The 13,848-nt window shown below is 48.8% G+C and carries 7 protein-coding genes; 4 read left to right on the top strand and 3 right to left on the bottom strand.

The window, feature by feature from the left end:
* Window positions 1-62: 62 nt before the first annotated feature.
* Window positions 63-1,583: a YifB family Mg chelatase-like AAA ATPase gene (locus D0Y50_RS00335; protein WP_117314919.1), complete on the top strand. Its 1,521-nt coding sequence runs from the start codon at window positions 63-65 to the stop codon at window positions 1,581-1,583.
* Here D0Y50_RS00335 and ilvY read toward each other — a convergent pair.
* The gene (gene ilvY, locus D0Y50_RS00330) at window positions 1,565-2,428 is read right to left on the bottom strand and encodes an HTH-type transcriptional activator IlvY (protein WP_117314917.1); all 864 of its coding nucleotides are present in this window, start codon (window positions 2,426-2,428) and stop codon (window positions 1,565-1,567) included. The two genes, D0Y50_RS00335 and ilvY, sit on opposite strands and share 19 nt — an antisense overlap.
* 153 nt (window positions 2,429-2,581) lie before the next feature.
* On the opposite strand from ilvY, the gene ilvC reads away from it, so the two are divergent.
* Window positions 2,582-4,063 (top strand): ketol-acid reductoisomerase, encoded by a 1,482-nt coding sequence (gene ilvC / locus D0Y50_RS00325; protein ID WP_108567669.1) that lies wholly within the window; start codon window positions 2,582-2,584, stop codon window positions 4,061-4,063.
* Between the two features lie 187 nt (window positions 4,064-4,250).
* On the opposite strand, the gene D0Y50_RS00320 is transcribed toward ilvC, so the two are convergent.
* Together D0Y50_RS00320 and D0Y50_RS00315 are read right to left on the bottom strand one after the other, a co-directional pair.
* On the bottom strand, window positions 4,251-5,510 hold the full coding sequence (locus D0Y50_RS00320; RefSeq protein WP_117314915.1) for a multidrug effflux MFS transporter: 1,260 nt from the start codon (window positions 5,508-5,510) through the stop codon (window positions 4,251-4,253).
* A gap of 245 nt (window positions 5,511-5,755) precedes the next feature.
* A complete protein-coding gene (locus D0Y50_RS00315; RefSeq protein WP_117314913.1) occupies window positions 5,756-7,699 on the bottom strand; it encodes an alpha/beta hydrolase family protein in 1,944 nt (647 codons plus the stop codon).
* A 651-nt stretch (window positions 7,700-8,350) separates the two neighbouring features.
* Here D0Y50_RS00315 and D0Y50_RS00310 point away from each other — a divergent pair.
* Both D0Y50_RS00310 and D0Y50_RS00305 read left to right on the top strand, forming a co-directional pair.
* Window positions 8,351-10,111 carry an autotransporter assembly complex protein TamA gene (locus D0Y50_RS00310; protein ID WP_117314911.1) on the top strand — a complete coding sequence of 587 codons (1,761 nt, stop codon included), beginning with the start codon at window positions 8,351-8,353 and terminating at the stop codon, window positions 10,109-10,111.
* A complete protein-coding gene (locus D0Y50_RS00305) occupies window positions 10,108-13,845 on the top strand; it encodes a translocation/assembly module TamB domain-containing protein (protein WP_117314909.1) in 3,738 nt (1,245 codons plus the stop codon). Before D0Y50_RS00310 ends, D0Y50_RS00305 begins: the two co-directional genes overlap by 4 nt.
* Window positions 13,846-13,848: the final 3 nt, after the last annotated feature.

The raw sequence follows: 13,848 nt of genomic DNA, 5'->3' as shown, positions 1-13,848 counted from the left end.
GAGCCAGTAGGCAACCCTGGGGATTAGGGCTAACCTGATACTTTTATAGGCAGGTAGCCAACATGGGGTATGCGGTCGTTTCCACTCGGGCGGGTGAAGGAGTTAATGCACCACAGGTGCAGGTTGAGGTCCATCTAGCCAACGGCTTGCCGGCATTTCATTTGGTAGGTATGGCAGAAACCTGTGTGAAAGAAGCTCGCGACAGGGTGCGCAGCGCACTGATCAACAGTGGTTTCGAGTTTCCGGCCAAGCGTATCACGGTAAACCTTGCTCCAGCGACCATTCCCAAACAGGGCGGCCGTTACGACTTACCTATCGCCATTGGTATTTTAATCGCTTGCAAGATATTACCTGAGCAACAACTTGCTAATACCGAGCTAATTGGTGAGCTTGGTTTAAACGGTACGTTAAAGGCTGTGCGCGGTATTGTACCGGCATTGTTAGCGGCGCGCGCAGCAAATAGCAGGGTGTTTTACCCAGCCCCTAACCAAAGTGAAGCTGAACTTATCGATACGCTGAAGGGCTTTGGTGCACCGGATCTGCTCTCGGTTTACAACCATTTTGCAGGTATTCTGGCTTTAAAAGCGCCCTCGGCAACTGCCAGTGCTGGCCTCTTTGCGCCTGGCCCCGCGCCACGCTGGGATGATATTATCGGCCAATCGCAAGCAAAACGCACCTTGTTGCTGGCAGCGGCCGCGGGTCATAACCTTTTATTTGTTGGACCGCCTGGTACCGGTAAAAGCCTGTTGGCGAACCGTTTGTTGCACTTGCTGCCGCCATTGTCTGTGGATGAAGCATTAGAGGTCGCTGCCATTCATTCGGTAAAAGGCGAGCCACTGGGGCTTACCCATCTATTTAAGCGACCTTTTCGCGCGCCACACCATACTTGCTCTGCCGTGGCCCTGACCGGCGGGGGTAGCCAGCCCTTGCCCGGCGAAATATCGCTTGCCCACCATGGTGTACTATTTTTAGATGAGCTACCAGAATTCGGCAGGCGCGCATTAGATGTATTACGCGAGCCGTTGGAGACCGGTGATATATGTATTAGCCGAGCGCATAGCCAGGCCACCTACCCCGCCCGGTTTCAGCTTATTGCTGCAATGAATCCCAGTCCAACGGGTGACTTACACGATAACCGCAGCTCGGCTGATCAAACGCTACGCTACATCAACCGTCTTTCCGGCCCCTTTTTGGATCGTATTGATATTCAGGTGGAAGTCCCACGCCTGCCAAGCTACGTGCTGACACCGCCTGAGTCCACTGGGCCCGATTCAGCCATTGAGGCAAGTAGGCTGGTGACCTTAGCGCGCAAAGCTCAAATGGCGCGCCAACAAAAACTGAATAGCCAGTTACACCCTGACGAGCTGGCTGGCGTTTGTCAGCTTTCCGCTGCTGATATGACATTTTTACAACAGGCATGCCATACCCTGAAGTTATCTATGCGGGTTTTTCATCGGGTTCTAAAAGTGGCCCGCACCATTGCTGATATTGACAACAGCGCAGTAGTGACCCGGCAGCATCTGGCAGAAGCGCTGGGTTACCGGGCGTTAGATAAAATTATTACTCAGCTAAGTTCCAGCTGAATCAACGCATTGATGAGCGGTTCATGGCGGCGGGCCTGTAAACAGCACAAACCCAGTTCGTAGGGCTCGATATCATCTACCGCAATTTGGGTCACACTGGCAGCCATACTCGAGTGAGCCAAGACAATTTTAGGCACAAACCCAATACCGCAATCAAAGGCTACCATGCTCACTATCGCCTCGTTGCCGCCAACATAAGCGTATACGTTGGGCCGAATGCCTTGCTCAGCGAACCAATGATAAACAATACGACGGGTAGGCCCGTGTTCTGGCATTACCACCTGGTGTTTTCGCCAATCTATTTGGCTTAACTGGGTTAGCCGCCAGTCGCGCGGCGCAATTAATACCAAAGGGATACGATCAAGCCGGGAAAACGATAAATCGGTGGGAAAGTCGGGAGTGTGAATAGCAATACTCACATCGCATTTTTGTTGCTTTACAGCGTCAATTGCCAGCGCCGGATCACCGGTGATAAGCCGAATATCCACGCCGGGGTGTTGTACCCTGAAGCGCTGCAGTAAGGCGGGCAAATGGCTTTGGCTGGCCGTTACCGAGCAAAACAGACTTAGCTCTCCCTGTAATGCCTGACTATCCTGGCGCAATTCGGCTTGAAGTATCTGCCAGTCTTTGAGCACCTGCGTGCTATAGGCCAGCATTTTATGGCCGGCGTGGGTGAGGGCCACTTTGCGGTTGTCCCGCAAAAACAGCACACAACCACACTCTTCTTCCAGACGCTGAATGGCCCGGCTTAAAGTTGAGGCTGACACGTACATTGCCTGGGCGGTTTCGCCAAAATGCAGGCTGCTGGCCAGATGATTAAACAGCTGTAGGCTACGAAAATCCACGTTATTGCAAATTATGAAATACTATTTTGCAAATATATCATTTTTCAAAACAAGAAGTCTCCTATATTGTTCGTATCAAGTCGTCGCAGACGAGGTCTTCAGGGCACTAACGCACTGATAATGACTAGATAAAGAAGATGTTCGGAAATATTTATGGCTAATTATTTCAATACCCTTTCGTTACGTCAGCAGCTTGACCAGTTAGGTCGCTGCCGGTTCATGAATCGCAGTGAATTCGCCGACGGTTGTGAATTTCTAAAAGGCAAAAAGATTGTCATTGTTGGTTGTGGTGCTCAAGGCCTCAATCAAGGTCTGAACATGCGAGATTCAGGCTTGGATGTAGCTTATGCGCTACGTCAGGCCGCCATTGACGAAAAGCGCGACTCCTATGAGCGTGCAACCAGCAATGGCTTTACGGTGGGAACTTATCAGGACCTGATACCGCAGGCTGATTTAGTCTATAACCTGACGCCGGATAAACAACACGCCAGTGTGGTCGAAGCGGTCATGCCGTTGATGAAGAAAGGCGCGGCATTAGGTTATTCCCATGGTTTCAATATTGTGGAAGAAGGCCAGCAGATTCGCAGTGATATTACGGTTGTAATGTGCGCACCCAAATGCCCTGGTACAGAAGTACGCGAAGAGTACAAACGCGGCTTTGGGGTACCTACCCTTATTGCGGTTCATCCTGAAAATGATCCCCAAAATGAAGGTTGGTCGATTGCTAAAGCCCTGGCCAGCGCTACCGGTGGTGACCGTGCTGGCGTGCTTGAGTCCTCTTTTGTTGCGGAAGTTAAATCGGACCTGATGGGTGAGCAAACCATCTTGTGCGGTATGCAGCAAGTCGCCGCTATTTTGGGCTTTGAAAAAATGACCGCCGATGGCATTGACCCTGGTTATGCTGCCGCACTTATCCAGTACGGTTTGCAAACGGTTACTGAAGCCCTGAAGATTGGTGGTGTGACCAATATGATGGACCGGCTATCCAACCCGGCCAAATTAAAAGCTTACGACCTGTCGCAAGAGCTTAAAACAACATTACGCCCGCTTTTTGAAAAGCACCAGGATGATATTATTAGCGGTGAGTTTTCTCGCAAAATGATGGCCGACTGGGCCAACGGCGATGCCGAATTACTAGGCTGGCGTGAAGAAACCGGTGAATCAGCATTTGAAAATGCGCCGGTGTATGAAGGCGAAATTGATGAACAGGAATTTTTCGACCACGGTATTTTGTTAGTAGCAATGATTAAAGCCGGTGTCGAGCTTGCTTTTGACGTAATGGTAGAGGCCGGCATACTACCTGAATCGGCATATTATGAGTCGCTACACGAGACCCCGCTGATTTCCAACACTATTGCCCGTAAACGGTTGTATGAAATGAATGTGGTTATCTCTGATACCGCAGAATATGGCAACTACCTGTTCGCTAATGCAGCAGTGCCATTGCTACGGGATAGTTTTATGCCAAAGCTGACTACCGAGGTAATTGGAAAAGGCCTGAAGAATAGCTCAAACCAGGTGGAGAACCGCCGCCTGGCAGAGGTAAATGATGATATCCGAAACCAAGGTGTAGAACAGATAGGCAAAGTTCTGCGCGGCTACATGACTGACATGAAAGCCATTATCGGAGTGTAACGATTTCTGTCGTTAGGTGCTTAACCAAAGCCCTTTTGCCCGACCATTTTGGTCGGGCTTTTTTATGCCCCCAATAACCCCACCGGCGATGTTTTTCGGGTGAGCTAACCCAGCTTTACCTGACGGGGCACAATATGCACCCGATGGCTATTGTAGTGTACTTCTACCCAACCCCTGTTCAGCCAGCCTAGCCTTCTGCAGTGAGGCTATCACCGTGTGCCTGCCGTGAACGCTCGCCGGTTTTAACCGCCACCGCCGCTAATACAAAAAACACTAGAAAACCAATGCCAATTGGGGTCAGTGTGGAGGTTAGAAAACTATCAATAAACAAGGCCACGGGCACGGCAATCATACTGGATAAAGACCCGATAATCGCAGCGCCCAATCCTGCCATATCTCCTAATGGCTCCATGGCCATGGCGTTTAAATTACCAAACAAGATACCCACAAAAAAGAAGCCACAAAACATTACGCTAATGGTTACGGCCAGGGGCGGTAACCCCTTGTAAAACCATAAAATAGCGTTAAATACGAGCGCAAAAACAATCACCCCAATCAGGGCCACCCGAATAAGCCGTGTCATACCGAGCTTAACCACCATAGTGCCATTAAAAAATGATGCCAGCCCAATTGAAAAGGCCAGGGTAGCAAAAATATAGGGGAACAATTCGCCGGTGTGATAGAACTCTTGAAAAATAGTTTGCGAGGCACTTAAGTACGCTAAGAAAGCGCCAAAAATACAGCCCATGGCCAGCGTATATCCCATTACCGACATATGGGTAAGAATAAACCCGGAGGAGCGCCAAAATTGTCGCCATGAAAAGGCGGCTCGGCGCGTAGCCGGCAACGTTTCAGGTTGTCGGCTGAAAAACCAACTGCCCGCGATAAATGCCACGACTAAAAATAACGTAAATATATGCTGCCAACTGAAGAAATAAAGCACCGCTTGGCCGACCACAGGCGCCAGCATGGGCACCAGTATAAAGACCATCATAATGAATGACATAACTCGGGCCATGGCATCACCTACATATAAGTCGCGAATGATCGCCATTGCCGCAATTCGCGGCCCCGACACCCCAAACGCCTGTATCAGCCTGCCTGCCAGCATAGTATTCATGTCTTGGGCCTGCATGCACACCAGTGTTCCCACGCCAAATACACATAACCCAACCAATATCGTTTCGCGGCGGCCTCGCGCATCTGAATAGGGGCCAAAAAACAACTGCCCAAACGCCATACCCGCAAAAAAGATAGATACAATAAGATGCGCTTCATGGTCATCTTTGGCTTGCAGTGCCTGCCCAATTTGCGACAACGCCGGTAACATTGAGTCGATACTGAGAGCGACCAATGAAGTCATCATTGCCATCAGCGCTACAAATTCATACAGGTTTAAAGTCGGGGTCGCTTTGGTCGTAGTACCACTAGTAACCGGGTTTGCCATGGTGTCCTTAATGCGCTAACGCGAGGTAATAATGTAGATGGGGGAAAATAGGAGGCGGTATTTTACACGAAATACCCCACATTTCTGTAAGGTTTTGCGAAAGGCTGTGGTTTTTTTATGCTTACTCACTTAGCTGTGGCTGGGCCTATAGAAAACCGGGTAAACGACCAGCGGTATCGGCCCCGCCGCCAGACGCTCAGCAAGCGACTGACGGTGCCCCATGCAGGGCATTGGGGAGTAACACGCTACAAATAGGTTTTCAGGAATGCGTCCATTTCGGCAAACAAACGATGTCGGTTTGTCTGTATCGATAAATAATGGTCGCCCGCATCAAGTTCTACATAACGGAAATGTTTATTTTCATGGTCTTCCAGCTCTTCTGCCATATCGCGGCTTTGCGCCACCGGCACCGAACGATCTTCGTCACCATGCACCAATAACAGCGGCGTGCGGATATTTTTCACAAAGTAATAGGGCGAACGAGCTTCCAGATCATCACTGTCATCTCCCAGCTGATTTTTTATATATTCCTTTCCTAACGTCCAGCGATGCGAGCGGACGAGATCTTTAAGGTTACTGACACCGGCAAAGCTCACTGCGCATTGAAATAAGTCCGGCGTTTTTACAGTGGCCATCATGGCTGCGTAGCCTCCATAGCTGGCCCCTACAATACACATCTTGTCTGCCTTGGCGATGCCTTCTTTTACCAGCCAGTTCGTCGCATCGGTGATATCGTCCTGCATCTCCAGGCCCCAGCTTTGCATTTGTGCCTGGGCAAAGCTAAACCCATAACCAGAGGATCCGCGAAAGTTAGGTCTTAACACTGCGTAACCCTGGCTGGTGAAATAAGCGGTAAAGTAATCAAAACCGGCATAATCTCTAGCCCCTGGGCCGCCGTGGGGATGAACTATAGTAGGATAAGGCGCATTACCGGTGACAGGTAATGTCAAATACGCTTCTATTTGAAGCCCGTCGCGCGCGGTAATCTTCACCTTCTTATGTTCAGGGATATCCACATCAAGTAAGTGTGGGTATTGGCCAAATAATACATTCAGTTTATTGGTCTGGGTATCTCCCAAGCTATAATAAGGCGCTTTGTTATCAGCTTCGGAATATAAAACATAGCGGGTTTCATCCTGATTAAAGCTTACTAAATAGTTATCAAACTCAGGCAAGGCTTCATCCAGCATTTGCTGTAGCGTGGCCCAACGTGGATCCCAGTAGTGCTTTCCGCCAGGGGCTTGCGGATGATTTATGCCGATAGCTTCGCCGGTTTTATTGGAGTAGATTAGGCTACCATTGACATCGTAATGGTCATCTTTAAACACCAGCTCACTTTCACCCGTACTCAACTGCATTTTAAATAGCGCCAGATAATCTCCCTGGTACGCACTGTAATAAAGGATGTCTGGGTCTTTATCAAAGCCTTGGGGATAATATCCTTTTTCATTCATTGCGTTGTAGGTAAACAGGTTTTCCCAGTCATCGTCTTTTTTGATCAGGACATTGCGCTCGCCGGTTGTATAATTATTGCTAACGCCCAACCGTAAGTTGCCTTGCTGATCGGTCATCCAGGTTCGAATTAAGCGTTTTCCTTTTTCTACCAGACGCAGACGATTAGAGCCTAACTTGACTTTATAGACAGAAGGTAAGTGCGGCTCGTCCATATCGATAGCCATGAGAATATGCTCAGGATCATCCGGTAGCCAGTCCACTACGGTATCTAAAAACTGAGGATTATGGTCCAGCCGGTTGGTCTGGCGTAACCGCCTGACGTTAATCACCGCCTGAGGTTCTTTCCCGGTACTCTGGTAATCCATAATATACATACGGGTACTGTAATATCGTTGGGTGCGCTGTCTCACTTCATAGCGCGCACTGACGGCTAAATATTCTTCACTGGCCCAGCGGTACCAGTTTATTTTAATTTTTTTATTGTCGGACGTTAGCAGGTAATACGACTTTTTTGTTTCAAAGTCATAAACCTGCAATACCGCTGTCGATTCGCCATCTACCTGGGTATTTTGTACATAAGCAATTTTTTGCCCATTGGGGGAAAGCTGTACATTCTGGAATTTGGGTAAAGCGCTATAGGCGGTATAAGCTGAATCCGGGGACGCTGCCTGCAGGGGGGCCGACAGGAGTAACACACACACTAAAAATGGGAACCACTGAAAATATTTCATCATTTCATCCTTGATATCTTAATGCTGGTCCGGCAAAAACCTTTGCCAGCATTACGTATACTCACTATCCTTTTAAGTGAGCTAACCATAGCTGATACTACCGGTTTAAGTCGATATTTCAAACTATACTTATGACTGTATTTTAAACCTCTATCGGGGCAGCGTAATACAGCAACATAGTAGAATATTGGTTATCATTACACGAGGGCTATTGACCGTACCAGAAGGTTAATTGAGCATATTTTAGTAAGCAAAGGTTGGGTAATTTTCCAGTCTTGCTGTATCAATAGCTCCGGGCATGCATCAACGGCGTTCTAAAGTGGCACTATCGCTTAACAACACCACTGCATACTTAGCCCAAACATGACAAAATTAAAATCCGTCAATTTAGATTAATTTTGTATACTGCCCGCAATCTTTTCAGCGGTTATCAGTGTAATAATCAATAGAGAAAAGGAAGCGCAATACAGTACACTTTTAGCCTTTTAACTGTACATTCACTGAACTCATTTATATTGCTGACGTCGTAGTCATACTCAGTTAATACCTGCCACTACTGACCACTATACTTTATTAGGGTCACAGCACATTACGAGTCAGTTTACCGCTATACGCACTGCTGCGTTATCAACTTAGGGTATCTCATACATTTTCATGCGTCGGGTCGAATTACATACAATCGTCTTCTTTTTGCTGCTTGCTTTGTTCACGCTCAGTGCAAGCCCTGTCTATGCGGAATTATCCTTTAAAATTGAAGGGGTTGAGCAAGATAAACTGAAAAATAATATTCGTGTTCATTTGAAAAGCCTGAAAATAAGCCAAAAGGCTTTAAGCGATCCGTTCTGGCAAGACGAAGTTGCGCAAACCGTAGCCACCGCGGTGGAACCGTTTGGTTATTACAACAGCCAAACCGTTTTGGGTAGCATTGATGATGACGAGGTCATCCTGCAGATTTCCCTGGATACCCCCTTACACATTGCCAATGTTACCCGCGAAATCATCGGTGCAGGACGAAATGATGAAAATTTTCGCAAAGTCTTTAACAGCTTTGCCTTAAAGGCAGGCGACACGTTACAGCAGCCGGTATATGAAAGGTTTAAGTCGGATATGTTCAATTATGCGCTCTCGCATGGTTATTTTGATTTTCACTGGCAAGCCACCCGGCTGGATTTAGTGCGCGAAGAGCGCGAAGCCAACATATTATTAATTGCCCAAAGTGGGCCTCAATATAAATTTGGTAACATTAAGCTCAAAGGCGATACCCGGGCTAAAGATATCATTGAACGGTTACGCCCGTTTGCCCCAGGCGAACCGTATTCTTCCGCCAAACTAACCGACTTCAATCGTCAGCTTAATCAAGCGGGTTATTTTTCTCGGGTTATCGCGCGCCCGGTGGTCAGCCAGGCAGAAGATTTACAGGTACCAATCGAAATCACCCTTACCCACAAATCCCGCGATAACTTCAATGTAGGGCTTGGCGCAGCCACCGATACCGGCCCACGTTTACGGCTTAAATGGCAGCGGCCCTGGATTAATGACCACGGCCATTCGGCGTCTGCTGAACTGTTTATCTCGGCGCCCGAACAATCGCTGACAGCTGAATATCTGGTACCTATCGGGGATATTAAAAATGACTATCTGAAGTACGAAGCCGGCTACCAGTTTTTAGACTATAGCAATACCAATACAGAAAGTGAGACCCTCTCGTTGTCGGTACATCGGGTAGTGCAGGATGACGACTCCCCCTGGCAAAGCGACTACTCAGTTACTTATCTTCGCGAACAGTACACAGTCGAAGACTCTCCTTCCCAAACCACTCAGTTGGTATTGCCTGGCTATGCTATCCAATATCTGGTTAAAGACGACACATTGAATATTACGCATGGCACATACTTTCGCGCCGGTATTCAGGCTGGTCAGGAAGGCTTTGGGTCGGATATCGATATCTACAAAGCAGTAATGGAATCTCGTCTTATCCGGTCATCAGGTAAGCATCGCTTTATGGTGCGGGCAGAAGCGGGCGCAATAGAAACCAACAACTTTACTGAAGTTCCCGCTTCACTGCGTTTTTATGCTGGCGGAGACCAAAGCGTGCGCGGCTTTGGTTATCGCGATATTGCGCCAGAAGGAACTATTTTTAACCCGGCTACCGGCGAAAGTGAAGCGGCCGGGGCAAAATATCTAGCTGCAGTAGGGCTGGAGTATGCCTACCAGGTAGCTGATAATTGGCGCATTGCGGCATTTACCGATATTGGAACGGCGACTAATGAGTTTGAAGAAGACCCGGCCTATGGTATTGGCCCCGGTGTACACTGGCTATCCCCTATTGGCCCGGTCAGGCTATACATTGCCAGAGGTTATTCAGACTATGAAAATACCTGGCGTTTCCACTTTATGTTAGGCCCGGAGCTATGAGAAAAAGAACAATTGCCTGGTGGATACTGCTACCGATTCTGTTTATCACTGTGTTACTGGCTTTTATTCTCAGCCCGTTTGGCGCCCCGATGATTCGGCTGATTGCCAACAATACCGTTAGTGGGCTGAGCATTGATAATATCGACGGTACCGTATTAAGTGACTTCACGGTTGAAGGCGTGAGTTGGCAGAACGAGAGCTGGCAGCTGACCACCGATAAGGCCACCGTTAATCTGGTATTAGGTTGCTTGCTGGCCAACAAGGTGTGTGTAGATAAGTTACATACTAAGGGTATTCATTTAACGCAGTTAAGCGTTACCGAAGATGACGAACCTACGCCCCCGGCGCAAGAGCCGTTTTCTTTGCCTATTGCTGTTAAATTAAATGATATTAGTATTGAGCAAACACAGGTAAACCTGCCTGGCCAGCAAATATCTCTGCAGTCGCTTCGCTTAAACGGACATGCTGATAAAAAAGTCATTCTGAATGAGGTAACGCTTAGCGGCCTTGAGGTTGAGCTGGAACCGGCTAAGCAGAACACCGCGCCTGCTCAGTCTGCTTCTTATGCGCTGTCTTACACCGCCCCTCAGTTGCCTGAGATAGCCACGCCAATTGCCTTGGTTATTAATGATTTTTCATTTACCGATATCGCCTTGACTCAAGGCGATACGCGCCAAACAGTAAACCTTATTACCTTTGAGCAACTGCAATTTTCACAAGCCAACCTGCAGCTTACGAAATTACATGTAGAACACCCTCAGGGGCAGCTCAATCTGACTAGCGAAGCAACGCTTAAAGCTAATTATCCGCTGGCGCTTACCGGCAATGCGGCGCTAACGGTGCAGCAAGGTATCAGTGAGCGCATAACCATGCAGGCCGATGGGGCTTTGGACGATTTGACCGTCTCAATAAATGCCACTGGCGCGTATCAGGCCAGCCTGAAATTAACCGCCAATCTGTTGGACGATTCGCTGCCTTTACAGCTAACCGCTTCCTGGCCACAACAGGCATTGCCGGGCCTGCCCGATGGCAAGCTGTTTAAAGGCCAGCTTTCAGCCCGAGGAACGATGGGCGCCTATCAGGTAAAAGCCAACAGCGCGGCGGCCATTCCTTCGATAGGCCAGGTGCCGGTAACGCTGGATATTCAGCTGAACAAAAATAACATCTCAGTGAATCAGTTAAATGCCAAATTATTGGATGGTGAGATAAGTAACACAGGTACACTTTATTTAAACGATACGGTTAGCTGGTCGGGTACGACTAACGTAAAAGAAATATCCACCACATCGCTATCGCCGCAGGGCCCCACGGGTTTGCACGGCCAATTTACCAGTTTGATGCAGTTGACCCCGAAAGGTGTTGAAGCCAGCATTTCCAATTTAACCTTGAACGGACAACAGGATACCGCTGCGTTTTCACTATCGGGTTCGGCGGTATACTCTCAGGCTAATGAACTCGTAGTCAGTTCACTACGCCTGGAGCAAGGTGAAAACTATGCTGATGTGGCCGGGCAGATGCTCAAAAACCGTTATTTAAAAGGCACTGTCAAACTCAACCTACCTGCACTGGAAACCCTCTACCCCGCCGTAAGCGGCGCGGTTACCGCGGATATTGATGTGGCTGGCGAATGGCAGGATCCTGCGGCTAATGGCACCATCGCGTTAACCGATGTTGTGGTATCGCCACAGTTAAATCCCAGCGCCGCCGCCCAGGGTAATATCAATAGTGAAATTAACCTGACCGGGGCATTGTCGAACCATCACTTTGAAACCCGTATTTCGTCTGCCGATTATTCGCTGTTGTTGGATTTAAGTGGCAGTTGGGCAGATGAGCGCTGGAAAGGACAGATAAGCCAAAGTGAGCTGGGAATTTTTGCCACCCGTTGGGCGTTAGAAGCGCCTTTTACTGTAGCGGTTCGTCCAGCCCCCTTTAGTACCAAGGTAACCCAAAACTGTTGGCAGTCTCGTAATGAAGGTAGCTTGTGTTTACAGGATTTACTGTATCAGGACGACGTGGCTCGTTGGGATTTGTCCGCCACGCAGTTACCAATCGGTCTATGGGCCAGCGAAGCCGCCGGCAATCTGTTACCCCAGCCTGCCGACGCGACCCTTTCGATAAACAGCCAGGGCAAAATGCCCAAAGGCGGCGAGCCTGAAGGTGATTTTGCATTAACCGTTACACCTGCTACATGGCGTTTGGGTACCGAGGGACAGGTGCCTATCAATATTGATGAGGTAATGGTCAAAGGCGCGCTACATGATAGCCAGTTAACCGCCGTAGCAGACTTTCATAGCCAGCAGTTGGGTGATTTACAGGTAGATATTGCCACCCGCCCCTTTGCAGCCAACCCCGAGTTGAACGGTAACTTACGCGTAAAAGGCATCAAGGTATCTCCGCTAAAACCCATCTCGCCAGCTATTCGTGAACTTACCGGCCAAATAAATGGTGATTTAGCTATTAGCGGTCCATTGGCTACTCCGAAAGTACAGGGGGAGTTGGCGCTGACAGATGGCAACATCGATATTGATGATACCCCGGCGCGGATTAGTGACTGGACCCAGACTCTACAGTTTAATGGTAGCGATGTAACATTCGATGGCACCTTTGCCGTAGGTGGTGGTCAGGGCGCCCTGGACGGTCAGGTAGATTATAGCGATCCCGCTGCGCCACAAATAAAAGTTAATTTAACCGGCGAAAGCTTGGAAGTTCAGCAACGTGACATTGTGGTTCGGGTTTCTCCCGATATTAAAGCCTCGGTCAAACCGGGTGAGGTTATTGTGACCGGGCAGGTGGCTGTGCCATGGGCCAGAGTGAAAATAGAAGAATTGCCGGAAAGTGCGGTGGCGCCTTCCAAGGATGTGCATTTGCGGGGCGAGCCGCCCAGTGAAGATCCTTTAGATATGGTGAATGCCAAAATTAATGTCATCATTGATGAAGCACGCGCCGGCCAGGTACAGTTAGAAGCCTTTGGTCTTACCGCGAATCTGGCAGGAGAGCTACAGGTATCCACCCAGCCCGCGCCGTTAGGATATGGCTCGTTGCAACTTACCGAAGGGCGCTTTCAGGCGTATGGTCAGGATCTGATTATCCAAACCGGCGAAATCCAGTTTAATGGCCCCCTTGACCAACCCCTACTTATGGTTGAAGCAATTCGTGATCCGGATAAAACCGACGATGGCCTGATTGCCGGTATTCGTGTAGACGGTCCGGCCGATAGCCCCAATATAAGTGTATTCAGTACTCCTTCAATGGATCAGGCAACCGCATTAAGTTATTTGCTGACGGGTAGTGGCTCTACAGGCGGAGGCGGCAACACCGACTATGCCGCTATTTTATTGGGGATGGGGTTATCCAACACCAATAAGATTCAGGGCGAGCTGGGTAAAGCCATCGGCATCGACGACTTTGCTATCGGTACTACGTCAGGCTCGGCGGGAAACGACCCTAAATTATCCCTTAGTGGGCGATTAAACGACCGGCTTACCGTGCAATACAACTTTGATGTGGGGTTAGGCAACTCCGACAGCACTTCTGAAACCGTTCGGCGTCGTTCAGCACCGCCTGATCTGGCGATGCGATATCAATGGTTACCGCAGTTTTATATTGAAGCAATTCAAACTACGATAGAAGAACAAACCGAGTTTGCCCTGGATTTTTATTACCAGTTTTTCTTAGGCGAAGCTGCTGACTCTAAGCAGCCTAAAGCATTACAGAATTCGCCGCCCAGCGATTAGTCG

The organism is Salinimonas sediminis, from assembly GCF_003429285.1.
In the GTDB taxonomy this organism is placed as follows: Bacteria; Pseudomonadota; Gammaproteobacteria; order Enterobacterales; family Alteromonadaceae; genus Alteromonas; species Alteromonas indica.
The sequence above is the reverse complement of the archived record's forward strand: the minus strand, read 5'-3'. Positions and strand labels throughout refer to the sequence as shown.